This window comes from Candidatus Poriferisodalis sp., assembly GCF_965262965.1.
Classification (GTDB): domain Bacteria; phylum Actinomycetota; class Acidimicrobiia; order Acidimicrobiales; family Poriferisodalaceae; genus Poriferisodalis.
On the sequence record NZ_OZ253573.1, the window covers coordinates 1,907,242 to 1,932,110 of the forward strand.

Here is a 24,869-nt window from a genome sequence, read left to right on the forward strand (position 1 = left end):
CCCCAATGTTCCAAGCCAGACGAGAGCCGTACCCCCCGGTACCGGCCCCGTGGCATGCCGACGCAGTGTGCGCAAATTATCACCCCTCCGCGCACCACTGCGCGCATATCGTCCCAAGAGAGTGCTACGTCAGTTACCCAGCGGACACCGGGTTCATGGCTGCGTTCCTGAGTCGAATCCGGTGAGCGCTTCGGCGAGTCCCTCGAGTGGGACAATGCCGACATCTCGCCAGGTCATGGCGGTGTCACCGCCGTAGACGATGGTCTGCTCGGTGATGCTCCGCACAGTTGCTGCGACGCGACCCATTCGTGTGATCCATTCTGATGTGACCGTTGCGCCGGATTTCGCCTCGATCGCGTTGATCCCGTGTCCTCGTTCGTACAGCAGATCGCATTCGAGTCCGCGTGAGTCGCGAAAGAAGGTGAGCCTCGGCTCGCGGCCCCGGTTGTAGCAATGCTTGACTGCCTCGGACACGACGATGTTCTCGAACAGCGGCCCGCGCAGCGGGTGAGTCACCAGCTGTCGAGAATTCTCGATTCCCAGCAGGTAGCTTACGAGCCCGACATCGTAGAAGTAGAGCTTCGGCGACTTGACGAGACGCTTTCTGACGTTGACATGGTGGGGAGCAAGCAAGAACGCGATATAGCTGCGCTCAAGCACGGTGAGCCAGTTGCGTATGGTGCTGCGGGCAACACCGACGTCATCGCTGAGCGATGTCAGGTCCAGCAACGTGCCGACCCGGCCCGCGCACAGGGCGACGAACTGCCGGAACGCTGACAGATTGCCGACTCCGCCCATCCGGGCGACATCGCGTTCCACATAGAGCTCGAAATAGTCGGCCAGCACCTCACGAGGTTCGAGCCGCTCGTTGATGATGCGGGGGTAGAACCCGCTGTAGGCGACTTCGCCGAACGATGTGGATGCACCTGCCATCCGCATCTCCTTCAGGGAGAACGGCATCAACCGGAGCTGAGACGCGCGGCCAGCGAGCGACTCGCGAACCGTGCCGGAGAGCTTGAGATTCTCGCTGCCTGTCAGGACGTATTGGCCGTTGCGGCCATCGAGGTCGGCTAATTCCTTGAGGTAGGAGAACAGGTCAGGCACATGCTGGACTTCGTCGACGATGGCAGGTGTGCCGAGCGATGCGAGAAATCCTCGTGGATCGGCCTCGGCTTGCGCGCGTCTGTCCAAAGCGTCGAGGCTGACATACGCGCATCCGGTTTGCTCGAACACGCTGCGGCACAGCGTGGTTTTGCCCGACTGACGCGGACCGGTGACGACGACGAACGGGTACCGGCGAAACCGCTCACGCAGCTCCGTCGCAATCTCGCGCTCGATCACGATCGAAGGTTACAGCCTCGCCCAGAGGTGTGTGCACAATCTGACGATTATGCCGCCGTATTGCGCAATTCAGAAGCGGGTGGCGTTATTGCGCCGGTCACAACCATCTCCGCATATGACAGATGCAACAACGTCCAACAATGACAACAGAACCCCACCGGCCCTTTGCTGGGGGACGAGTAGCGCCCTGCGCGAGGTGATGCCCGGTGCCGTCGGCCAATCCTCTCACACCATCCCCGGTGCGCTCACAATCGCTCCACCGAAGCCGCTAGATGAAGTCCGGCATGCTGATGTCCGCTGGCCGCGGAAGGATCCAATTCGCCCTCGATGCGACTCGCCAGTGGATCAGGCACCTCGGCGAATTCCCGCTGCGATGCACGACGCCGTAGCTCGCCTACCGCTCGCCAGTCGGATTCGCCAAACCCGTGCACGACGATCGAGCCGAGATCGGATCGTGAACTGCCATCTGGTTCGGACCAGCAAGCGCGCGGCCCGAGACCTAGCCCACCCGCTGTAGACGCTCGGCGACGCGCAGCGCGGCCCCGATCTGCCCATTCCCCGACACCATGATCTCGAGTTCATCCATGGCCCGGGTCATTGCCGCGTAGAGCTGACTCTTGGCAGCAGCGAACTGATCGTCTTCGGCTACGTCAGGCACACGGACTTGGTTTGCTCCACAGACGAATGCGTGCCGAAACTCAAGGCCCTTCACCTTTGTGAGAGTTGACACACGCACCCGGTCACGAACGTTCACGGCACCATCTCGATCCTTGCGCACCAAGAAATACCTGACACCTCGATAATCCAAGGCTCTCGTAAGTTCGGCCTCCAAGTCCGCGCATCCATGCATCACAACAATGTCCTCTGGGGAAACGTCGCGGACGATCAACTCAGCCGTGCGTGAAGCGATCATCTCCGCTTCGGCCCTGAGGCTGGTGCACATCATGAGGTGCGGCCGTTTCCATGATCGCCGCGCCGATTCCGGAGGGATCAATGAAGCCGGGTCGTCCAAGTCCAAAGGTGAATGCGCCCACTGGTGCGACTCCGCGAGGAAGTTCATTGCGAATTCGAGTATCTCGCGTGTGTTGCGGTAGTTGACCCGCAACACCTCGGTTCTTCCTTGAGCAGTCACACCCGGTGGGTTCCAGGTGGCACCCCGGCGCCTGAGCACATTCTGAGCGCTGTCATACACGCGAAGGAAATGCCCGCCCGAGTCCAACAGATGGGACTTGCTCGACAGATCCCTGCGTTGAGACTTCAGCAGCTTGTAGCACAAATCGAGCCGTAGATGGTCAAAATCCTGAGCTTCGTCCACCAGCACCACGTCGAAGCGCCGACTGTCGTCGAGGCGTTCGGTCAGGCTGGTCGCTTGCTTGATACGGGCGTCGAAGCCAGCCTCGTTGACCAAGTGCTCTCCTGGGAGCGTCTCGACCACGTAGGAGGGCAGGCGGTCGATGTTCCTCACCAGCAGATTCCGCTCAGCGGAATCGAGATCTCCGCCAGCCATCCAACCTTCCAGCGCCGATGCCAGCACACGGTTAAAGGTAACGAGCAGTATCCGCAGATGCGGCCAGTGGCGGTGCAGGTGCCGAGCTCGGCTGATGAGGATCAGCGTTTTCCCGCTGCCTGCCACACCGCGAATCACGCGATAACCCCAATTCAGGTGCTCTGCCAACCGCTCCTGATCGCGGTCCATCGCACGGATGACGTCTTCAGAACTGAGATCGGGTTCGCCCAACAGCGGTAGCTGCTCAGTGGAACGATCAGGCAGGATGATGTGCGGGTTGATGGCTGCACGCGCACGCTGCTCCTCTTGGCCGCTCAAGGCGCAGTCGCGTCCACCACCGAAGATGCGACGGATCGCTGGCACTAGGCCTTCATGTGTCAAGTCTGATCCTGAGAGGATCGGTAACTCTAGATCGGCACCGAAGAGTCGATGGTCGGGAAGATCGGGGCCGTCAGCGACGAACTTCACATGCGCTGTGGGCAGATCCTCTATCTTGCTCAGCTCAACAGCCCGGCTCACTTGGCCCGCCTGCCGGGCGACCTCAAGTTGCTCGGCGATCTCCTGCGGCACACCTGGCATATCCGGCGAGTCGAAGACCCCTTTGCGTCGGCGGCGACGGCGCCGAGCGGAGAGCGATGGGGCGTCGATCACCATGATCCCGCAGGCTGGGTCGAGCGCAACGAGGTACGGCGGACCGGCCTGGGTCTCACGCAGCCACACCGTGACTTCGTCGGGCGTGAAGTGCCGAAACGCCCTTGCGACCCCACGAAGCCGGAACGGCACGTCGGAGCGGCTTGCCAAGTTCTCAGGCAGCAGGAATGCCATGCAGTTCTTGAACGTAGCGGTACTGCGGTGGCAGCTGCCTTCTTCCGACTGCAGAGGCCGTGATCGGCGATCTACACCCGTGGGCCGCCTGTTGCCAGTCTCCGGCCTTCAGACGTGAGGTGCAGAGAGCTGTAGTCGCGGCCCTCAGGCGTGTACTGCTCCAGGCAGCCATCGGCAATCAGTCCATCGAACAGGTCGTCGACCTCACGATCGGACAAGAGTGCGAGGCGCCCAAAGCAGCCGTTGACCCGAAGCATTTCGTGTAGGGGATACTTGCCGCCCGACTGACCTCGCAGGGCACGCACCAAGTTGCGGCGCGACCACTGGCCACCCTCGGACCCGTAGATCAGGACTAATGCAACTGCCGAAGCGTTAGCCCGCACCGCCTCGGCGGCATCGTCGAACACGATCTCCGAGTCAATCCAAGGCCGCGGCAACCCTGGCGTGCAGGCGTCGCAGGCACCACACGATGCGACGACATCGTGCAGTCGGTCGGGTTCGCCCAAGTAACTCAGCATGTCGCGCCTGCGGCAGACCGGCCTGCCATGCGCAAGCTCGTGTGCTTCGCGGGCACGCAAGGCGACAGTCCGACGGCGTTCCTCAATGAGCTTGCTCAGGCGGTGCCAGTCTGGGGCGCTCGGCTCCACCCGTTCGAATGCCCAGCCGTACCGCCAACTCGTGAAGCTGCACGCTCCACGATGCTGCAACTCATGGGCCACCTCCTCGATGTCGCTCGGCACCATCTCGAGCAGCGTCCGCCATCGCAGACCGCGGTAGTCGCCGCCCTCCTGCTCGGCAAGGGTCAGGATCTGTTCGGCCATTGCCGCGAAATCGGCATCATCTGCGCGCAGTTCCTCCAGAATCTGAGCGGCGGCCTCAGTTGCCATCAGGCGACCCCGCAGCACGAAGTCCCGGTGGCGGCGCACGGCTCCGATCTGCTCCAGATAGTGCAGCGCCAGCATCGCTGACTCGTCGCGCTCACCGTCCTCGTTTCCGGTCCTCGCCGCACGGCGGTCTGGATCGATGAAGTTCACACCGTCCGACAGTTCGGACCAGACTTGGCGGACGACCTCGAGGTCGGGGGCAGACGACCGTACGAAGTGTTCGTGGATGCGGCAGTCCCCAGGCATCATCAGCAGCACCGCTGTGCCGGTCTCGGGTCCGGAACCGTCCCGCGAACCGCGGGCAAGCCGGCCCGTTTCTTGCACATATTCCTCAATGGAGGCCGGCATTTCGAGGTGCACGATCAACGCGATGTCGGGCTTGTCGATGCCGAGTCCGAACGCTTTGGTCGCCACCACCACATCGATCTCATCGTGGCGAAACGCGTCCTCGGTGTGTTGGCGTTCCGTCAACTCCATGGCGCCGCTGTATGGGCGAACCCGATGACCGAAGGTACGCAGCAGCGCCGCTAGCCGGACGGTGTCGTTGCGGGTCGGCACATACACGATGGCGCTTCGTCGGCGGAAGGCCTCCACGATCTGTGCCACTCGCACGTCACGGTCACGGCGATTACGACATGTCTCGACGAAGTACCGGATCTCGGGCCGATCCACCGAGCCGACGAGAGGTCCACCGACCGGTGCCATCCGGAGAAGCTCAGCAATGTCGTCGAGAACATCCGGCGTTGCAGTCGCTGTGACTGCAACGACGGGCAGACGCCCACCGACTGCGGCCTCAAGCGCTCGCGGGATCGACGCATACTCAGGACGGAAGGAGTGGCCCCACAGCGAGATGCAGTGGGCCTCGTCCACCGCGACCCGGGCTACCTCGATAACTCGCAGCATGTTCAGGAAAGCGGGGGACCACAGCCGTTCCGGGCTGACATACAGGAGCTTGATGTGACCCTGGGCTGCCGCATGCAGGACAGCCTGCTGCTCGGCTTGGCTGATCCCGGTGTGGATCGCGGCTGCCTCGTTGACGCCCCGTGCCCTCAGGTTGTCGACTTGATCCCGCATCAACGCCACCAACGGCGACACGACCACGGTCACTCCCGGCGACACCAAGGCTGGTATCTGATAGGTCACCGACTTGCCCGAACCGGTCGGCAACACCGCCACCACGTCCTCGCCCCGCATGAATCGGGTCATCACCTCACGCTGTCCAGGTCGCCATTCGTCGAATCCGAGCCATCGCCGGGCGATTTCCAGGCGGCGTTCGATGTCGGCGTCGTCCAACGGGGCTTCCGGGTCGCCTACGTCAAGCGCGGCCTTCGAGAGCGTTTCGACGCCCGGAATCTGGTCGATACGCGAGCGGCGCGCGTCGTCGTAGGCAAAGCCAAGATGCTCTGCAATCGCCCGGTAGGCCTCATGAGGCGCATCGACAGGCCGTATTGCGGGAGGACCGGCGAGGCTGCGCCGCATCTTGTCGGCGTAGTCGAGCGGGCGTCGCATTCGGTTGTCGAGGATGACCGTCACTCCGCGGTCGGTAGCGCTGCGAATGAGCCGGCCCGTTCCCTGTGCAAGGGCGATGGCGGCGCGAGGTACCAAGTAGTGCGCGAATGGGTCCCTACCCTGAAGTTCCAGCAGGTCCATCCGGGCGTTGACCAGCGGCTCTCCTATCGGATCGAAGGGAATCTTCTCGATGATCAGTTGCCGCAGCGCGTCGCCTTGAATGTCTACGCCTTCCCAGAAGGACCTCAAGCCCAGCAAACAAGCGCTCAGGTCCTTCTTCATTCGGTCGATGAGCGCTGCGGCTGAGCCAGCTTCGGCATCTTGAGCCAACAACTCGATTCCGAGCGGTGCGAGATGGCCGCGGGCATGATCTCGCACGTACTCAAGGCGGGCTCGAGCCGTCATCAGCACCATTGCGCCCCCGTCGGAGGCCACGCAGAGCCGAGGAATCTCAGCGGCTTCTGTCTCGGCAAACCGATCGATGAGCTGGCCTCGCGGCGACGGCAGGTAGTCGGTGAGCAGCACGAGGTGCCGCTGTGCGATGTCGGTGAACGGCGATGGGATTGACTTTGCTTCGGTGCCGCTGAAACCCAGCCGATTCCCCACGAAGCTGAAATCGTCATCAACCGCCAGTGTTGCCGAGGTGAGCACCACCGAGCTGCTGATTTCCCAGACATCGGCCAACAGGCCCGCCACAGAGACCGGCGCGCGCCTCAATTCCCATTGCCACTGTCCCCGTGCCACAGCATGAGTGTCCCGGTCTGAAGTGACATCTTGGGTTTCGGGCTGACCGTGGGCCGTCCTGCTGACCGCCGTATCAGGTCCGACAAACCGGACCTCGGCAACGTTGACCCACAGCTTGAGGTCCGCGTCTTCGTCGAGGTCGTCATCGATGAGGCGCAACTGAGTTTCCGCCCACAGAACGGCATCTACCAACTCGGCGCTGTTGCGCGCCTCTCCGCCGAGCCGAGCCTTCTCCTCCTCAAGAGCGTCAGACCGGGAGCGGCCACTCAGGCTCGACGGTATGTGAATGGCGTCGAGAGCATCGGCGATGTGGCGCAATGCATCTCGTAACACCCCCGCTGCGTCCAAGGCCGAGCGGTAGGTCGCGTGGTGCCGATCCGCTCCCCGGACGATTCGGTGGGAGGCGCCGTAACGAACGGCCTGCGCCCGGGTGACGCCAGTACGGTCCCGCACGTACTCGACCAGCGGCGCAGACACGCCGGCGATCGCCGATCTAGCCGCCTGCGTGGCTGTGCGAACCAACCTGAGCGGTACATCCTCGGGACTCGTCCGAGTCGCTCTCGCAATCCTCGTCACCAGACCGCGGCGGTGATCCGGATCCAAATCGCTGCGCACAGTTGCTCAAGCTGCACCACGTCCACTTGCTTGGTGCAGGCCGCGGTGATGGAGTCCTCCAGGTCGTGCGCCTCGTCAACCAGTAGGTTGAACTCCCGGCCGTCCAGAGCGGGACCCGACGCGAGCAAGGCGTGGTTCAGCACTGCCACATGAGCGCGTGACAGCTTCGCCCGTGCTCGTCGGTAGAAGTCGAGCCGATCGAGCGGGTCCTGGACTGGCCCTGGGGTGGATTCCACCCGCAGCTTCCATCGAAGAAACTGCAGCGCTGTGAGGCGCTCATCGATGGCGTTGCAGCGCAGATCGGCCCAGTCGCCAGTCGGCGTCTGTGCGACCCAACTACACAAGATGGACAGGGCTATGGCCGTTTCGTGGTCTGCGGGCGAGCCAACCGTCTCGTCGGCGAACGCCTCGATCTCCCGCTGGAGGGAGTTGAGGCTGACGTAGTTGCGGCGGCCCTTGAGCACCACAACCGAGAAGGGTGCAAGTACGGGTTCCAAGCCTTCCAAGGTCTCCAGAATCTGGTCCTGCAGCACCCGGGAATGGGGTGCCACCACCGTCAAGCGACCTGAGGCCCGAGCGGCTTCGATGGCGGGGTACAGATACGCCAAGGTCTTGCCGGTACCTGTCGGGGCCTCGATCATCAGTCGCTGTTCCGGGCGAGCAAATGCATGCGACACCAATTCGGCCATCTCTGCCTGCTGGGGGCGAGGCGTTCGGTCACCGGTCATCAGCGAGCCGCCATCGCCGAAGGCCGCAACGATGTCGGCAATGTCGAGCGAGCCGCTTGGCGCGATCGGTGGCGACCCAGGAACCTCGGGGACAACGGAGGCAAGGGCGATCGGATCCGGCTGTGAGTCCAAGAAGTCCGACCACGGATGACGCGCTCGGCCAAGCACCCAGCGCTGCAACTGACGCGCCGGGGTGGGGCGGTTCAGTTCTTCGAGCAGTGTCAGCATCACGGTGCGCGTGATGCGGGCATCGGTGAGCGCGTCGTGCTTGGCTCGCGCTCCAAGGCCCGCCAGTACTGCCAACTCGTCGAGGTCGCGACCCGCAGGCGGCCGAGAACCATCGACGCTGCGAACGACATTCGCGCCTGCGCGGGGAAACACCAGGTGCGCCAGTTCCAAGGTGTCGAGGCGCGACCCGCGCTGAACATCGAGGCCAGCAGCCGACGCGGCTGCATCGAGGACGATGAAGTCATAGCCGAACCCGTTGTGCGCGACGGTCGGCCTCTCACCTACCCACTCGAAGAACTCCTCGAGTGCACGTTCGGGGCTCGGCGCGAATTCGAGGTCGCCGTATTCGAGCCCGGTCATCTCCGCAATGTGCGATGGAAGCCGGCGCTCAGGCCGCACCAGCGTGTTGAACTCCTCGAGCCTGCCGTCTTCGTTCACCCGCACGGCCCCGATCTGAACGATTTCGTGATCAGACGCATCGGGCCGATCAGCAATGGTCTCCAAGTCGAAGACCACGTGCGGGAGTAGGCGATGCATGGCCCGGTTCACAATATTGGCTGCCTCGGGGCCGCTGGGATTTGTGCCGACGCGAACGGTCACGGCATCCGCGCGGACCAGCGCAGATTGCTGCAGAGGCGCGTTGCGGGAACCCGGCCACGGCATTCTGTGATGGAGGGGCCATAGCCTCGGCTGAGCAATGAGCGACCTCGGATCGAGCAAGATGCACCGACTCGGCCGGACCATCGTCTACATCGACGGGTTCAACTTCTACTACGGCACCGTCAAGGGGACTGGTTACAAGTGGCTGGACTTCGAGGCGCTGTGTCGCTTGCTTCTGCCGCGCGACCGCATCGTCAAGATCCGCTACTTCACGGCTCGCGTGAGCGCCCGCCCGGACGACCCGCAGCAGGCCGACCGCCAAGACATCTACCTTCGGGCTCTCGCAACACTGCCGCTCTTGGAGATCCACTACGGGTACTTCAAGACTCGGCCGGTCCGACTGCCGCTGGCGCAACCCGAGCCAGCCGGCCCCCGAACGGTGGAAGTCATCAGGACGGAAGAAAAGGGCTCCGACGTCAACCTGGCCACGTACCTGCTGCTGGACGCGTTCAAGAACGCCTGCGACACGGCAGTCGTGATCAGCAATGACTCGGATCTCTCTCAGGCGATTCGAGTCGCACAGTCTGAGTTGGGCGTGAGGGTGGGCATCGTCAATCCGCACCCCCGGCACCAGCGATCTCGTGAACTCCTTGGACTCAACTGCTTGTTCTACAAACAGGTTCCGCGTCAACTGCTCGGGCGAGCCCAGCTGCCAGCGGTGCTGCACGATTCAAAGGGACCGATCCGCAAGCCCCAAGCCTGGACCAGCGACGCATAATGCTCGAAGGCCCGCCGAAGCGGGCCTTCGCCCAGCCACCGGAAGCGACTGGGGGGATATGGCCGCAGCGTACATCAGCCGCGTGACACCCGCTACATCTCTGGTTCGGCGCTGATCCCGATTCCGGCACGGCCATCCATTCAGTCGCGCCACTATGGCGTGGATGCTCGGACCCGCATTTGTGTGCAATCTGAAACTTGAACTTTCGGATTGTGCAGTTACATGCGGACGCGCTGGTTGGTGGGGTCGTAGAAGCTGCGGATCGAAGGTGTGGCAGCGATACGGCGCCCGGCGACTTCGATGTCGAAGGATCCGGCGTCGAGCCAGGATTTGGTCACTGGCTGCGGATCCGGATCGGCCGCGGTCGGATGGGTCACGTAGCCCATCGCCAGGCAGCGGTCCTCGGTGTAACTCCACATGGCCGAGGTGACCCGGCCGACGAGTTCGCCGTCACGGAGGATCGGCTCGTCGTGGTAGGCGAGCAGATCTGGATCCTCGAGGCGGAACTGGATGAGTCGGCGGGTGCGCGGCTGGTGACGCTGTGCTTCCAGCGCGGCGCGGCCCATGAAGTCGCGTGGCTTGTCCCATGCGATCGCGAACCCGAGTCCTGATTCGAGCGGCGTGTCCTCGTCGCTGATGTCGTGGCCCCAGTGCCGGTAGCCGCACTCGAGGCGCAGCGTGTTCATGGCGTGGTAGCCGGCGTGCGCCAGCTCCAAACCGTCGGCGGTCTCGGCGGCATCTTTTAGCGCCTCGTACACCACGACCGCCTGGGCATTCGGCACGTACAGCTCCCAGCCGAGCTCGCCGACGTAGCTCATGCGTACCGCCAGGACCGACGTTGAGCCCGCTGACGTTGCAATGTCGATGTGCCTGGCGCTGCCGAACCCGAACGTCTCATTGTCGAGCGGCGCATCGGTGATCCGGCTGAGCAGGTCCCTCGCCTGTGGTCCCATGAGCCCCAGCACTGCCCACTCGTCGGTGACGTCCGCAATCTCAACGTCCCGGCCACGGCAAGCCCGCCGCAGCCACGCCCAATCACGTGTCTGCGTAGCCGCGGATGTGACGACCCAGAAGTCATCATCCCCCAGCCGTGTCACCGTCAGATCGGCCTCGATGCCACCGCGCTCGTTGCACCACTGGGTGTACACCGCCCGACCCGGCTCCACATCCACCGACGCCACGCTGAGGGTGTCGAGCACGTCGAGGGCATCGGGTCCGCGAACCGTGAACTTGGCGAACGACGACTGGTCGAACAGCGCCACGCCGTTGCGCACCGCGTCACATTCCCGACCCGCATTGTCGAACCAGTTCTGCTTGCCGTAGCTGTAGCGGTACTCGTGCTCCTGGCCCGGCTCGGCAAACCAGTTGGCCCGCTCCCAGCCGGCGGTCTCGCCGAAGACGGCGCCTGCCGCGTCCATCGCGTCGTGCAGCGGCGAGCGGCGCTGGTCGCGAGCGCTCGTGTACTGGAAGAACGGCCAGTGCATCGCATACAGCAGCCCGAGGCTCTCGCTGATCCGCTCGGCGAGGTAGCCCTCGTCGGCTTGGAACGGCATGGCACGCCGGATGTCCACAGCCGAGAGGTCCATCGGCGGGTGCCGGTCAGCGATCCAGTCGGCGAGCACCCATCCGGCTCCGCCCGCGGACTGGATGCCGACGGAGTTGAAGCCGGCCGCCACAAAACAGCCGTCCACTTCGGGAGCCTCGCCGAGGTAGTACACGCCGTCGGGCGTGAATGACTCGGGACCGTTGAAGAAGAGCTGCACGCCGCAGTCCTCGAGTGCGGGCACGCGGTGACAGGAGCGCTCGAACACTGGGCCGACGTGGTCCCAGTCCTCGTCGAGGGTGCCGAAGCTGAAGTCCCGAGGAACGCCGCCCAGGCGCCAGACCTTGGCCTCCGGTTCGAAGAAGCCGACCATGAGCTTGCCGGTCTCTTCCTTGAAGTACGAGAAGTTGCCGGGATCGCGCATGATGGGCGTCGTCGTATCGACGCCATCGAGTGGCTCGGTCACGACGTAGAAGTGCTCGCAGGCCTGCAACGGCACGTTGACACCGATCTGCGCAGCCAAGTGGCGGGTCCACATGCCCGTGGCCAGCACCACCGTTTCGGTTTCGATGAGGTGATCGGGGGCATCATCCCCGCCGCCGTTTGCCGATTCAGCGCGCACGCCGCAGATTGCGCCGTTGCGGGTTTCGAGCCCCGTCACCGCGACGCCTTCGACGATGCGGCAGCCGTGCGCTCGCGCCCCCTTTGCCAGCGCCATCGTCACGTCAACGGGCGAGACCATGCCGTCGTCGGGCAGGTACAGCGCGCCCACCAGATCGTCGGTGCGGATCAGCGGCCACATCTCCGAGAGCTCGTCCATGTCGATCTGCCGGGATTCGACGCCCATGGAGGCGCCCATCGAGGCGCCTCGCAGGATCTCGTCCCAGCGTTCTGCATCCGACGCCACCGAGATCGAGCCCGGTGCCCGGAAGCCCGTGGCCTGACCGGTCTCATCCTCGAGCGCCTCGAAGAGCCGCACCGAGTACGTCGCAAGCTTGGTCAGGCTGTAGGTCGATTTGAGCTGCGCCGCCAACCCGGCGGCATGCCATGTCGTGCCCGACGTGAGTTGGTTCTGCTCCAGCAGCAACACGTCCCGAATGCCCCGGCGCACAAGGTGGTAGGCGATCGCACAGCCCACAACACCGCCGCCGACCACCACCACTTCGGCTCGGTCGGGCAGGCTGCGCCCCACAGTTGCTCTTGCAGTCGCCATTGGTTCAGATGCGTTCAAGCAAGTCAGGCGTCAGGTCGGCGACCGATCGGACGCCATTCAGACGCATCGTTCGGGTCATCCCCTCGACGAAATAGTTGAGCACCCAGTCCACGCCGGTTTCGCCGGCAGCACCGAGGGCATACAGGTACGCGCGGCCGATCATCGCCGAGTCGGCCCCCAGCGCCAGCGCCTTGACGATGTCGCTGCCTCGCCGGATCCCGCCGTCGCAGATCACCTCGCAGCGATCGCCGACTGCTTCTCGAATCGCCGGTACGCACTCCACCGGTGCCGGCGCACCGTCAAGCTGGCGTCCCCCATGGTTGGACACGATCACGGCGTCGAGCTCAATGTCGGCGGCGATCTTCGCGTCGTCCGGCGACAGCACGCCCTTGAGCATCACCGGGCCGTCCCAGCGGTCGCGGAACCACTCGATGTCGTCCCACGACAACGACGGGTCGAATTGGCTGTTGATGTAGTCGGCCAGCGCGACTGCGTCGCCGCCGTCACCGCCGGTCGCCCCCTCGCAATTGGAGAACTTGATCGGCTCGTTGCTCAAGAAATCGAGCAGCCATCGCGGATGCAGCAAGCCGTCGATGATCGTGTCGGGCCCGAGCTTGGGCGGAAGGCTGAAGCCATGACGCACGTCACGCTCCCGGCGTCCCAGCACCGCCGTGTCGACCGTGATCATGATCGCCTCGTACCCGCAGGCCGCTGAGCGCTTCAGCAAGTCGGCCATGAGCTCTCGGTCACGCCACACGTACACCTGAAAGAACTTGCGCCCCGAGCACACATCGGCCACTTCCTCGACTGAGCGCGTGCCCATCGTCGAGAGCGAATACGGGATGCCGGCACGTTCCGCCGCTCGTGCCACGGCCAGCTCGCCTTGGGAATGGGCGATGCGGTCGAAGCCCGTCGGAGCGATCACCAGCGGGATCGGCACTGTCTCGCCCAGGACTTTGCCTGAGATGTCCACCTCGGTCACGTCGCGCAGCACTCGCGGCCGGAACTGCCAGCGGTGATATGCGGAGACGCTGCGCTCGGCGCTGACCTCGTCCTCTGCAGCTCCGTCGATGTAGTCGAAGCAACCGCCGGGCATCCGTCGCTTCGCCATGCGGCGCAAGTCGGATACGTCGGCGGCACGGATCAGGTGCCGTTTGTCCGCATCATGCTCGAACTCGCCGAATTGCATGACGCTGCGGGCGGTCTCATAGGCCTGTGTGACCCATTTCGTCATCCCCGCCATGAACGCAAACTCTACGATGTCCGCCATGGCTGCTACTGCCGATCTCGCGGAGCGCTACCGCGCAATCCTGCCCAGCTTCATCAGCCCGCTGTACTCCCAGCCGATCTCGATCGACCGCGGCGAGGGGAGCTACGTCTTCGACAACGAAGGCAACCGCTACCTGGATTTCTTCGGCGGGATCCTCACGACCATGATCGGGCACGCCAACCCCGTGGTGGTCAAGGCCGTGCAGGCCCAGGCAGCCAAGGTGATGCACACCTCCACGCTGTACCTGAACGAGGAGATGATCTCGTTCGCCGAGGAAGTCGCCGCTGTGTCGGGCATCCCCGACCCGCGGGTGCTGTTCACCACCTCGGGAAGCGAGGCCAACGACACCGCGATCCTGCTGGCCACCAACTACCGCAAGAGCAACCAGGTGCTGGCGATGCGCAACAGCTACCACGGTCGCTCACTCACGGCCCAGGCGATCACCAGCCACCGGGCCTGGTCGACGAGCAGTTTCAGCGGGCTCGACGTGCAGTTCGTGCAGGGCGGCTACCGGCTGCGCAGCCCATTCAGGAACCTCGACGACGACGCCTTCACCAACGCCTGCGTGGAGGATCTCGTCCAGCTCATCGACATGACTGACTCAGGCGGTTTCTCGGCGCTCATTGCCGAGCCCATCCAGGGTGTCGGTGGCTTCGCCACACCGCCCGACGGATTCTTCGGGGCGATGGGCAAGGTGCTGGCTTCGGAGGGGATCCTGTTCATCTCCGACGAGGTGCAATCCGGCTGGGGACGCACCGGCGAGCATTTCTGGGGTTACGAGGCTCACGGCATCACGCCCGACGCGATCACGTTCGCCAAGGGCGTCGGCAATGGCATCACCCTGGCGGGGATCGTCGCCCGGGCCGAGCTGATGAACTGCCTGACTCGCAACTCGATCACCACCTTCGGCGGGAATCCGCTCTCGACTGCGGCGGGTCGGGCCACCCTGCGCTACCTGCTCGAGAACAACCTGCAGGCCAACGCCGCTGCCCGCGGGGCACAGATGCACGAACGCCTAGCTCCCGTGTGCGACGCGTCGCCGCATGTCGCGGAGCTGCGCGGCAAGGGACTCATGCAGGGCCTCGAGTTCTGCCACCCCGGCAGCATCGAGCCCGACGCCGCAACCACGTCGGCAGTGCTGGAATCCGCCAAGGACCGCGGCCTGCTTGTGGGCAAGGGCGGCCTCTACGGCAACGTCATCCGTATCACGCCGATGATGAACGTCACCGAAGCCGAGTTGGACGAAGGCCTCGACATGCTCGTGGAGGTCCTCGAAGCGCTCGACTGAGCACGTCGAATCCCCGGCGGGCACGACGGCGATGCCATCTCGGTAACACTACTTATTCTCGCAAGCGCTGCGGTTTTTCACTCGTGATGCGCCAGCACGGTCCGGTGCTGCGTTGACGGGGCGCAACGCCTGGCGGAATGACATGGAGCCGGGCTCGTCCTGGGCCCCGTATCGCCGTCGTTGGCGATCAGGCTCCACTCAGTCCCCCTCGCGGCACTTTGGGAAGCACCGCATCGATCCAGCACGCCGTCCCCGACGACGACGCCGTCGCAAACGCGCGGCCCGGCCCGCTAATCGAAGCTGACTGAGACCTTCAGCGCGCCAGCGTCGTGGGGTTCGTGGGCGAGCCGGAAGGCATTGCCGATGTCGCTCACGTCGAAGACGTGGCTGAGCAGAGGCGACACGTCGAGGTCGCCCGAGGCGATCAGGCGCAACGCCTGACGGAACGACATGGAGCCGGGCTCGTCCTGGGCCCCGTAGGTGCTGGCCGCGGACAGCCGCTTGCGGAAGAACTTCTGGAAGCGGACGTGAATGTTGTCGTCGGTCGACGGCAGCCCGAACCACAGCAGCTGGCCGTCCATGCGCACGAGCTCCACCGAATCCAAGAACGTGTCCGAGCGGCCGACCGCCTCGACGACGTAGTCGGCACCGCGGCCATCGGTCATGTCCTTGACCGCTTCGATGACCCCGGCGTTGCCGAGCTCCGCAGCATTGAGGCACTCATCCGCGCCGTAGGCCTCCGCCACAGCCAGGCGCGCCGGCGAGAGGTCCGAGACGACGACCCGCTCGGCGCCGGCCCGCTTCAACAGGTACGTGAAGAACAACCCTGCGGAGCCCTGTCCCATCACGACGACAGTCTCGCCGGAAACGTCGCGGGGATGCTGGCGCATGGCGTAGATGACCGTGCCGAGCTGCTGGCCCATGAGCAGATGCGAGCGAGGCACATCGCTCGCCGGCAGCGGAACGCAGTAGTGGGAGTTGATGCGCTGGAAAGCGTTGAAGCACTCGCCCACCGGCGGGTTCGGGAACGTCAGCACGTGAGTGCCCTCGGGGAGGCTCGGCGTACGGCTCTCGACCACCATGCCGATGCCCTCGTGGCCCGGGAAGCCATGCGGGCACGGCGGGCGGTGCGCCAGGCCCGCGCCCATCATCACCATGTGCAGATCGCTCCCGCAGATCGAGGCCATCTCGGAGCGAATGAGCACGTCGTAGTTCACCGCCGTCATGCCCAAGGCGGCGTCTGGCCTGGACGACGGGGCGGCATCTGAGGAGGCCTCGTCCAGCGGCGGCACAGCAATCTCTTCGCATTCCATACGACCCACGTCGACCATGCGGCCGGCCTTCATCATCTCCATCTGCCCGCTCCCTGCCCCTCGGCTCCTGTGGCGAATCAGTCGACCCGCGAATACTGGCCCATGAACGCCCAGCCGCATCGACCGATCGTCCCCAGTCGATAACGCAGGGTCTCACAAAGCGCATCGGGGCAAGTTAGCTGGCAGGCTGTTTCGCGATGAATGTGCCGGTGGCTACTGCTGAGCGCAACCAGCGGTTCGTTCGCGGCTGGGTTGTGCTCACCGGCGTGTTCCTCATCATGACCATCACGTCGGGCTTTGCGTTCTATTCCCAAGGCGTCTTCCTGAAGGCACTGGTGGACGAGCAGGGCTTCAGCACCGGAATGGCGGGCGCCGGAACCGGGGTCTTCTTCGGTGCGTCCGGCCTCTGCGGCTACTTCACTGGTGGGCTCATCAATCGCTTCGACGTGCGCTGGGTCATGACGTTCGGCACCGTCGTCAGTTCTGTCGGGCTTGCGCTGCTCGGACAGGTTCGCAACGAGTGGCAGATGTTCGCGGTCATGATCGTGTTCGGCGCCGGCTTCGGCCTGACAGGGCTCGTGCCGACCACCACGGTCGTGACCCGTTGGTTCCAGTACCGCCGATCGGTCGCGTTGGCCATCGCTTCGACCGGTCTGTCGTTGGGGGGCGCACTTATTGCTCCCCAGATCGGCCGCCTCATCAACGCAGATTCACTGGTGCGATGGGCATTTCCGTTCGCTGTGGTGTTCTTCATTTCTGTGCTGCTGGCGACGTGGCTGCTGGTGGTCGCGTCGCCGCAGTCGGTGGGCCTTGAAGCCGACGGCGCCGCCCCCCACGACAGCTCAGATGGAACTCCCCCGCCTCCGCCTATCGGGACGCCGTTCGCAGAGGCAGTCCGCTCCCGCTTCTTCGTTCTCTTGTCAATCGGTTTCGTGCTGGTCATGGGGAGCCAAGTTGGCGCAATTCAGCACGTCTACAAGCTGACCAGTGATCGTCTCGGTGTGGCGGCCGCCGGCACCGCACTTGCCGTTCTGGCGGTAACGAGCATCGTGGCTCGGCTCTGCGGAGGATTGGCCGCCGTCAAGATTCCGCTGCGTTATCTGGCGATGTTCCTGGTCGGAGTGCAGGTGTGCGGGCTGTGCATCTTGGCGGTCGCCGACACCGGCCTCGAGGTGCTCGCAGGAATCATCGTGCTCGGCAGCGCAATGGGCAACTTGCTCATGTTGCACCCGCTGATACTCGCCGACGCATTCGGCGTCCGTGACTATTCCCGTATCTACGGACTCGGCTCGCTCCTGATGATCACCGGTGTCGGAACCGGGCCGTTGCTCGTCGGAGTTCTGCACGATCTCTACGACTACCGAACGGGCTTCTTCGCCATAGCGGTGATCGCGATTGTCGGGTTGACCGTGTACAGCTTCGGCGGCGCACCCGCTCGGGATTACCTCCGAACGCCACCGCCTTCACCGGTGCAGCGGACTCGACCGGCACCGATCGCGCCGCGCCCGCTCGCCGGCGGTCACCGGCCCGTGGTTGCCATCGCCCGCAACGGCGCAGCCGCCGACCGCCACGAGGCACTCATCGGAGCCAGCGCGAACGGCGCCGACGATCGAGACATCCCGCTGATCCGTCCACGCGGCGCGCCCGAGGTCTGGTCGGTCGAACCCGTCTGAACCCAGGCCCTCCGCGACCATCTCGATGCCCTGACGCCCAACAAGCTGAACGGCGGCGTGGGCATGCGGAGGGGCCAGCGAGATCAGGGACGGAAAGCAATCGGGCGGGCCACGAGCTGAGCCGGCCGGCTGATGATTCGATAGGCGCCCTCGATCCACTCGCAGATCAATCGGCGAGTCTCGCGAGGGTCGATCATCTCCTCGATCTGAAAGCGGTTGAGCGGACCGATCGGTCCACGAGCGGCTTCGATCCGCGCCTCCAGCTCGGCCCGCAGCGCCACCGGGTCGTCCGCCTCGGCCAGCTGCCGCCTGTAAGCGGCCTCGATGCCGCCCTCGGGCGGGATGCCGCCCACATCGGCGGCCGGCCACACCACCCGTGCGCTGTTCTGGCGCCGCGGTGTGGCGTAGTTGTTGCCGGCCACGCCGAAGCTTCGCCGCATGAGCACGGTGAAGATCGGCACAGCGGCTTGAGCGAACGCCGTCATCCACGTCGCGCCCTTGCGGATCGTCCCGGCGATCTCGTGCTCGACGCCGACCGCGAAGCCGGGGTTGTCGCACAGGTTCAGGATCGGCATGTGGAACAGATCGCACAGGTCGATGTGGCGGGTCAGCTTGTCGCAGCCGTCGGCGGTGAGCGCGCCGCCATTGGGGTGACGGCTGTCGGACGCAAGCACTCCGACCGGATAGCCGTGCATGCGTGCGAACCCGACCACCTGGTCGGTGCCCCACAGCGGACCGATCTCAAAGAACGAGCCCCGGTCGCAGATCAGTTCTATGCCCCGTCGAATGTCGAAGGTCGTCGTTCGCTTGCGGGGAATCAGCGTCAGCAGCTCGTCGTCCTGCCGGTCCGGCGGGTCATCGGGGTCGGGCGCCAGCACGGGCGGCGTCTCGTACACCGACGACGGCAGGTACGACAGGAACCGTCGCACCATCGCGGCTGCCTCCTCCTCGGTCTCGGCCAGGTTGTCGACTGAGCCATTCGTGCAGTGGATCCGCCAGTCGCCGAGGTCTTCCTTGGTGATGTCGTAGCCCATGGCGTGGCTCACGACCGGCGGCCCTGCCACGAACAGCTGCGAGATGTCACGCACCATGACGGCGAAGTGCCCCAGCACGGCCTTCGCCGCGCCGATGCCGACCACGCTGCCGAGCAGCATGTTGATCACCGGCACGGTGGCGAGCTGTTCGGCGTACTCGGTGCTGCCCAGGTGCGAGGGCAGGAACGAACCGCCGCCTCCCGTCACCCGCGGACGACCGGCCTTGATGGCTCCGGTGCTTTCCTTGGCTGAGCTCTCCCCTTCCTTGCGTTGCTCAGGAACCATCGAGGCGACGCTGCCGCCGCCCGACGAACCGTCCAGCAGCCGGATAGACGGCACGCCCAGCTCGGTCGAGAGCAGGTCGAGGTAGAAGCTCTTGGCGCCGATCGCCCCGTCGGAATGGCCGCCCCGCGAGGTGAAGTCGTCGGCGCAGACCACCACGTCGCTGCCGTTGATCCTGCCAGTTCCTCCGACGTGGTTGGCGGGCGTGAATGCTGCGATCTCACCCTCGTCGTCGTAGGAGGCGAAACCCGCCAAGCTGCCGACTTCACGGAAGCTGCCGTCGTCGAGCAGCAGGCGAATGCGGTCCCGGCAGTGCAGCTTCCCCCGGTTGCGCTGGCGAACCACGCCGGGCTCGTCCGAGTCGGGGCCCAGGCGTTCTTCGGCGAGCCGCTGCAACGTCTGCACCCCATCCAGCAGCGGCTCCCAACCGCTGAGGGTTGTGCCTGCCGTGTCAGCGCCACCGGCGGCTGTGCCGGTCATCACGACCGCCAACACGTCGCCGGTCGCCAACTGGTCGCCGGGCTGCAGGTCTCGCAGTGCCGAGACTGTCCCATCGCACGGTGAGGTGATTTCGGTCTCCATCTTCATGGCCGACAACACCACGAGCGCTTGCCCTGCTGTGATGAAGTCCCCAGTGCTCGCCCGCACCTCGACGACGCTCGCCGGCAGCGGGCTCACAATGGCGGTCTCCTCATCCAAGAGGTCGCGGTCGGGCCATGTCGACAGTGGCGAAGCTGGCACAGCGACCGGCGCACCAGCGGCACCCGGTGACGCAGGTTCCAACAGTGCGGCACGGCGTGACGCGGCGCCTCCCCGCATGCCGTTGGCACTGCCCGCCCCTCCACCGGGTGCGGTCGCCATCTCAGCCAGCAGCGTGGTGCGCGCGTCGCCGCTGCGCACCGCCGGATGGTCCAGGATCTCGCAGAGCTGGCCGATGTTCGTGGGCAGCTGGCCGATGTGGAAATCGGCGAGCGCCGACGACGTGCGAGCCACTGCTGCATCAAGTGTGCTCCCGGTTCCGATGACCTTGGCCAGCAGCGGGTCGTAGTGCGGCGGAGGCGCGTAACCGGCGTACCCAGCGGCGTCGACACGCACCCCCACGCCTGACGGTTCCTGGTACGCCGAGATCGCACCCGAGCCGGTTGCCACGACGCGGGCTTGCACGGCATACCCGCGAGGTGCAATCGCGTGTCGCCCGACTTCTGCCAAGGCTCCTGCCATGTCGCCCGCGTCGAGCTGGAAGGTGGCGATTCCGATCTCGCCCAGACTCACTCCAGCGGCGATTCTGAACTGGGCCTCCACCAGATCGACGCCGGTGACCTGCTCGGTGACGGTGTGCTCGACCTGGATCCGGGGATTGCACTCGATGAAATAGTGCTCGCCAGTCTCGGGCGTCACCAAGAACTCCACCGTGGCCGCGTTCACCAGGTTGGCCGCAGCTGCGAGCCGCACGGCATCGGCGTGCAGTCGAGCGCGCAGCTCATCTCCAAGACCCAGCGCCGGAGCGATCTCGATGACCTTCTGGTTGCGCTGCTGGACCGAGCAATCCCGTTCATGCAGATGTGCCACGTTCCCACCGAGGTCGGCGAGCACCTGCACCTCGATGTGGCGTGGTCGGTCCACGAGACGCTCGACGAACACGGTTCCGTCACCGAACGCTGCGGTGGCTTCGCCCGAGCACCTTTCGAACGCCTCGGCAACGTCCTCGATGCGCCCCACAGCGCGCATGCCTCTGCCACCGCCGCCTGCTGCGGCCTTGAGCATCACCGGCAATCCGACCTCGGCGGCAGCGTCGGCTGCGGCAGCCGCGTCGGCGACTGCCCCCGGTGATCCTCCGACCACAGGTACGCCGAGCGAGACGGCCAGCGTCCGAGCACGCACCTTGTCGCCGAAGAGTTCGAGCGTGTCGGACGACGGACCGATGAATGCGAGTCCCGCTTCGTCACATGCACGGGCGAAGGCCGCGTTCTCCGCCAGGAAGCCATAGCCGGGGTGGACGCAGTCGCAGCCGTGCTCGGCCGCGATCACAAGCAACGCGGACATGTCCAGATACGCCGCCAGCGGATCGCCGTCTGGCAGAACAGCCGCAGTGGTCGCGGCGGTGAGGTGCAGCGAGCGCTCGTCGACCGGCGCGTAGACGGCAACCGACTCGATGCCCAGCGCGTCAGCGGCCTTGGCAATGCGGATAGCGATCTCGCCGCGGTTGGCGATGAGAACCCTGTCAAAGCTCACTATTCCCCCTGGCTCGGCGCCGTACGCGCTGTCGGTGTTGCGATTGTGGTCGCTGTGGCGCTTCGCCGCACGGGAACCGGGGTTTCGCACAGCACGAGTCGGGCCCCACGATGCGAGACTGACGCGATGGAGATTTACGACGTCATGCGCACGACCTTCGCGGCCCGGGACTTCACCGACGACGAAGTCACCGACGAGGTGCTGTACCGCATCTTCGACAACGCCCGCTTCGCGGCCAGCGGCGGAAATCGCCAGGGCCAAAAGGTCATCGTGGTGCGCGATCCCGCCCGCAAGAAGCGTCTCGGCGAGTTGTGCTACCCGGCGATGCGCGTCGCCGCGGCGCAGGTCGCTGCCGGCGAGGTCTACTGGCAGAGCTACAACCCCTCATCGGTGAATATCGAAGAAGCCATGGCCGACGAGTCGTTGAAGTTCCCGCTTCCGATGTTCTCGCACATGGACCAGGTGCCGGTGGTGCTCGTGATCACCGTTGATCTGCGCGTGGTCGCCTCCATCGACAAGGAGCAGGACCGCGTCGGTGTGGTCAGCGGCGCATCGGTGTACCCGTTTGCTTGGAACATCCTGCTGGGTGCTCGAAACGAGGGCTTGGGCGGAGCGATGACCACGCTGCTCTCGGCAAATGAGCCCGCAGCCAAGGAGTTCCTCGGGCTTGAGGACTGGGAGGCAGTCTGCGCCCTGCTCCCGATCGGCAAACCGACCAAGCAGCTCACCAAGCTGAGCCGCAAGCCTGTTGAGGAGATTGCAGTTCGCGAGCGGGGCGACGGGGAGCCCTTCACGCTCTAGCACCGTGAAACGTGCGTCGGGCAACTGACGCGGCGACAATCGCTACTCAAGAGAGGCCGCACGATGGCGATCGACTTCAGCTTGACCCCGGAACTCGAAGAGCTCCGCAAGCGCATCGCAGCGTTCATCGACGCCGAAGTGCGCCCCGTTGAGGGACGCATCGACGCGGAGCGACTCGAAGAGACCGATCGCGATGCGTACGTCACGGCCTTGCTGGGCATGCGCAAGCGCGCACGCACCGAAGAACTTTGGCTGCCGAACATGCCGACCGAATGGGGCGGCATGGGCCTCGGCCATGTGGAGATGGCGATGGTGCAGGCCGAGGCCGCCAAGACCCGCTTCGGCTCGTGGGTGCTGAACTGCCAGGCACCCAACGAGGGCAACATGCACACGCTGCTGCACTGGGGCACCGACGACCAGAAGCAGCGCTACCTGGCGCCGCTGTGCGAGGGCCGAGCCGAGTCGTGCTTCGCCATGACCGAGCCCGAGGTGGCCGGCTCGGATCCGACGCTCATCCAGTCTCGGGGCTATCCCGACGGTGACGAGTGGGTGCTGAACGGCCACAAGTGGTTCATCTCCAATGCGCACCGCTCGAAGTTTGCGATCCTGATCGCCCGCACCGAGGACAATCCCGATATCCCCCAAGCTGGCAACTCTGCGTTCATTGTGGACCTCCCTGCGGACGGGTGGACCGAGGTTCGACAGATCGAGACCATGCACGGCTCCACCGGCCACAGCGAGATCATGATCGAGGACTTGCGTGTCGGCGCCGGCCAAATGCTCGGCGGCCGCGGCCAAGGGCACCTGCTGGGCCAGTACCGGCTCGGGCCGGCGCGGCTCGCGCACTGCATGCGCTGGATAGCTCAGGCCCAGACGGCCCTCGACATGATGGTGGACCGGTCGCTCAACCGGTATGCCCATGGCTCGCTGCTTGCCGAGAAGCAAGGCATCCAGTGGATGATCGCCGACAGCACGGTGGAGTTGTACCAGGCCAAGCTGATGGTGCTGCACGCGGCCTACAAGGTGGACCGCGCACAAGCCGGCGCCGGCGAGGACTTCAAGGCCGAGGTGTCGATGGCCAAGCATTTCGTAGCGAACATGCTGGGCCGGGTCATCGACCGCTCGATCCAAGTACACGGCGCGCTCGGCTACTCCACCGATACGCCGCTGGCGCACATGTACCAGCACGCCCGCTGGGCCCGCTTTGCCGACGGAGCCGACGAGGTCCACCAGATGCGCATCGCCCAGCGCACCATCGCCGCCTACACCGATACTGGCGACACTGGAGCCGCTACCGGCAACCTGCCCATCTGACCATGGCTCCAGCGATCGGCAACAGGTGAGTCGCACGAGCAGCGCAAGAAGAGCCGCGCGAGGAGCGCTCAGTGAACCGCGCTAGGAGCGCACGATGAGCGTCGCGGAGTACGTGGTCGCGGCTCTCTTCATCGCCGTGGGGGCCGGCACGCAAGCGTGCATCGGCATCGGCATGGGCCTCATCGCCGGGCCGATCCTGGTGGTCATGGAACCCACCTTCGTGCCGGGTCCGATGCTGATGGTGGCGGGGGGCATCAACCTGCGCAACGCGATCGCCGACCGGACCTCGCTGAAAGCCACGGCCTTGCGGCGGCAGCTGACAGCGGCGCCATTGGGACTGGTGGGGGGCGTGGCGCTGCTCTCCGCCTTGAGCGATCGCTCCTTGGCAATCGCCGTGAGCCTGTTCGTGCTGCTGGCTGTTGCCGTGCAAGCCGCCGGCACACGACCGCCCGAAGGTCGCTTGGCCGACTACGCCGCCGGCGCCGGCACGGCGTTCTCATCATCAGTGGCAGCCGTGCCCGGTCCGGTGTACGCCGTATTCGCCAGCCACTGGAAGCCAGCAGCACTGCGAGCCACCCTGGCGACCTACATGCTGATCGTCGGCACCGCGATCATCGTCGCCCTCGTCATCATCGGCGATTTCGGATTGCGCCAGCTGTGGCTCGGACTGGGCCTGCTGCCCGCGGTCGCGCTCGGCCTCCCGATCGGCCGGTGGCTGCGGCCCCGCCTCGCCGGCCCGCGCTTCCGGATGATCGTGCTCGGCGTCGCAGCCACCAGTGCGACCGTGGTGCTGATCCGCCAGTTCGTCAGCGGCTGAGCAAATCTGCGGCTTACGCGACTGCGATCAGGACCAGAGGTCCTCCGGGCCCGGTGCCAGTCGGCGCGCTGGCCTGATGGCCGGGGCGATGGCTTGCGCCGCCTGATGTGCCGTGCGTATCCGGCCTTGGAGAGCTGAATTGCTGCAGCAACAGCTGGGATCGGGCACACTGGCCTCATGTCAGCGGCGAAGCGCCCACGGCTTCTGCTGAGGGAGTACCCGCCTCGATCCATGTCCCAAGTGGAGCGCGGCGAGGTGTTGGCGAGCCTGCTCCACCTCGCCATGCATTTGCCGAGGCGAAATTCACCCGAGCTGGAGTACCCCGTATTC

General features: G+C 65.2%; 14 protein-coding genes. 6 read left to right on the forward strand and 8 right to left on the reverse strand.

The window, feature by feature from the left end:
• Window positions 1–153: 153 nt before the first annotated feature.
• From ACQY5K_RS09155 to ACQY5K_RS09170, 4 genes are all read right to left on the reverse strand, one after another.
• Window positions 154–1,341 carry an ATP-binding protein gene (locus ACQY5K_RS09155; protein ID WP_428122253.1) on the reverse strand — a complete coding sequence of 396 codons (1,188 nt, stop codon included), beginning with the start codon at window positions 1,339–1,341 and terminating at the stop codon, window positions 154–156.
• A gap of 499 nt (window positions 1,342–1,840) precedes the next feature.
• Window positions 1,841–3,673 (reverse strand): 3'-5' exonuclease, encoded by a 1,833-nt coding sequence (locus ACQY5K_RS09160; RefSeq protein ID WP_428122255.1) that lies wholly within the window; start codon window positions 3,671–3,673, stop codon window positions 1,841–1,843.
• A gap of 71 nt (window positions 3,674–3,744) precedes the next feature.
• The gene (locus ACQY5K_RS09165; protein WP_428122258.1) at window positions 3,745–7,287 is read right to left on the reverse strand and encodes a RecQ family ATP-dependent DNA helicase; all 3,543 of its coding nucleotides are present in this window, start codon (window positions 7,285–7,287) and stop codon (window positions 3,745–3,747) included.
• A 95-nt stretch (window positions 7,288–7,382) separates the two neighbouring features.
• Window positions 7,383–8,897: an exonuclease domain-containing protein gene (locus ACQY5K_RS09170; protein WP_428122261.1), complete on the reverse strand. Its 1,515-nt coding sequence runs from the start codon at window positions 8,895–8,897 to the stop codon at window positions 7,383–7,385.
• Window positions 8,898–9,078: 181 nt separating this feature from the next.
• Between ACQY5K_RS09170 and ACQY5K_RS09175 the strand changes: the two genes are divergently transcribed.
• Complete coding sequence (locus tag ACQY5K_RS09175) at window positions 9,079–9,759, forward strand: NYN domain-containing protein (RefSeq protein WP_428122263.1); 681 nt, start codon at window positions 9,079–9,081, stop codon at window positions 9,757–9,759.
• 218 nt (window positions 9,760–9,977) lie between these two features.
• Here the strand turns inward: ACQY5K_RS09175 and ACQY5K_RS09180 are convergent, their stop codons facing one another.
• Complete coding sequence (locus tag ACQY5K_RS09180) at window positions 9,978–12,494, reverse strand: GcvT family protein (protein WP_428122265.1); 2,517 nt, start codon at window positions 12,492–12,494, stop codon at window positions 9,978–9,980.
• 25 nt (window positions 12,495–12,519) lie between these two features.
• Window positions 12,520–13,785 (reverse strand): alpha-hydroxy acid oxidase, encoded by a 1,266-nt coding sequence (locus ACQY5K_RS09185; RefSeq protein WP_428122267.1) that lies wholly within the window; start codon window positions 13,783–13,785, stop codon window positions 12,520–12,522.
• Between ACQY5K_RS09185 and ACQY5K_RS09190 the strand changes: the two genes are divergently transcribed.
• Window positions 13,784–15,073 (forward strand): aspartate aminotransferase family protein, encoded by a 1,290-nt coding sequence (locus ACQY5K_RS09190; protein WP_428122269.1) that lies wholly within the window; start codon window positions 13,784–13,786, stop codon window positions 15,071–15,073. The two genes, ACQY5K_RS09185 and ACQY5K_RS09190, sit on opposite strands and share 2 nt — an antisense overlap.
• 290 nt (window positions 15,074–15,363) lie before the next feature.
• Here the strand turns inward: ACQY5K_RS09190 and ACQY5K_RS09195 are convergent, their stop codons facing one another.
• Window positions 15,364–16,428 carry a zinc-dependent alcohol dehydrogenase gene (locus ACQY5K_RS09195; protein WP_428122271.1) on the reverse strand — a complete coding sequence of 355 codons (1,065 nt, stop codon included), beginning with the start codon at window positions 16,426–16,428 and terminating at the stop codon, window positions 15,364–15,366.
• 155 nt (window positions 16,429–16,583) lie between these two features.
• Here ACQY5K_RS09195 and ACQY5K_RS09200 point away from each other — a divergent pair, with 155 nt between their 5' ends.
• The gene (locus ACQY5K_RS09200; protein ID WP_428122274.1) at window positions 16,584–18,059 is read left to right on the forward strand and encodes an MFS transporter; all 1,476 of its coding nucleotides are present in this window, start codon (window positions 16,584–16,586) and stop codon (window positions 18,057–18,059) included.
• 83 nt (window positions 18,060–18,142) lie between these two features.
• On the opposite strand, the gene ACQY5K_RS09205 is transcribed toward ACQY5K_RS09200, so the two are convergent.
• Window positions 18,143–21,607 carry a carboxyl transferase domain-containing protein gene (locus tag ACQY5K_RS09205; RefSeq protein ID WP_428122277.1) on the reverse strand — a complete coding sequence of 1,155 codons (3,465 nt, stop codon included), beginning with the start codon at window positions 21,605–21,607 and terminating at the stop codon, window positions 18,143–18,145.
• Window positions 21,608–21,733: 126 nt separating this feature from the next.
• Between ACQY5K_RS09205 and ACQY5K_RS09210 the strand changes: the two genes are divergently transcribed.
• The 3 genes from ACQY5K_RS09210 (at window position 21,734) to ACQY5K_RS09220 (ending at window position 24,539) form a co-directional block, all read left to right on the forward strand.
• Entirely contained in the window at window positions 21,734–22,408 is a 675-nt protein-coding gene (locus ACQY5K_RS09210; RefSeq protein ID WP_428122280.1) for a nitroreductase family protein, read from the forward strand.
• Between the two features lie 63 nt (window positions 22,409–22,471).
• Entirely contained in the window at window positions 22,472–23,722 is a 1,251-nt protein-coding gene (locus ACQY5K_RS09215; RefSeq protein WP_428122282.1) for an acyl-CoA dehydrogenase family protein, read from the forward strand.
• Between the two features lie 94 nt (window positions 23,723–23,816).
• Window positions 23,817–24,539 (forward strand): TSUP family transporter, encoded by a 723-nt coding sequence (locus tag ACQY5K_RS09220; RefSeq protein WP_428122284.1) that lies wholly within the window; start codon window positions 23,817–23,819, stop codon window positions 24,537–24,539.
• Window positions 24,540–24,869 lie beyond the last annotated feature (330 nt).

Coding starts and splice junctions, on each gene's coding strand:
- ACQY5K_RS09160 (WP_428122255.1), bottom strand. CDS start 3,673: ATGGCATTCCTGCTGCCTGAGAACTTGGCAAGCCGCTCCGACGTGCCG.
- ACQY5K_RS09175 (WP_428122263.1), top strand. CDS start 9,079: ATGAGCGACCTCGGATCGAGCAAGATGCACCGACTCGGCCGGACCATC.
- ACQY5K_RS09190 (WP_428122269.1), top strand. CDS start 13,784: ATGGCTGCTACTGCCGATCTCGCGGAGCGCTACCGCGCAATCCTGCCC.
- ACQY5K_RS09185 (WP_428122267.1), bottom strand. CDS start 13,785: ATGGCGGACATCGTAGAGTTTGCGTTCATGGCGGGGATGACGAAATGG.
- ACQY5K_RS09195 (WP_428122271.1), bottom strand. CDS start 16,428: ATGGAGATGATGAAGGCCGGCCGCATGGTCGACGTGGGTCGTATGGAA.
- ACQY5K_RS09200 (WP_428122274.1), top strand. CDS start 16,584: ATGAATGTGCCGGTGGCTACTGCTGAGCGCAACCAGCGGTTCGTTCGC.
- ACQY5K_RS09210 (WP_428122280.1), top strand. CDS start 21,734: ATGGAGATTTACGACGTCATGCGCACGACCTTCGCGGCCCGGGACTTC.
- ACQY5K_RS09215 (WP_428122282.1), top strand. CDS start 22,472: ATGGCGATCGACTTCAGCTTGACCCCGGAACTCGAAGAGCTCCGCAAG.
- ACQY5K_RS09220 (WP_428122284.1), top strand. CDS start 23,817: ATGAGCGTCGCGGAGTACGTGGTCGCGGCTCTCTTCATCGCCGTGGGG.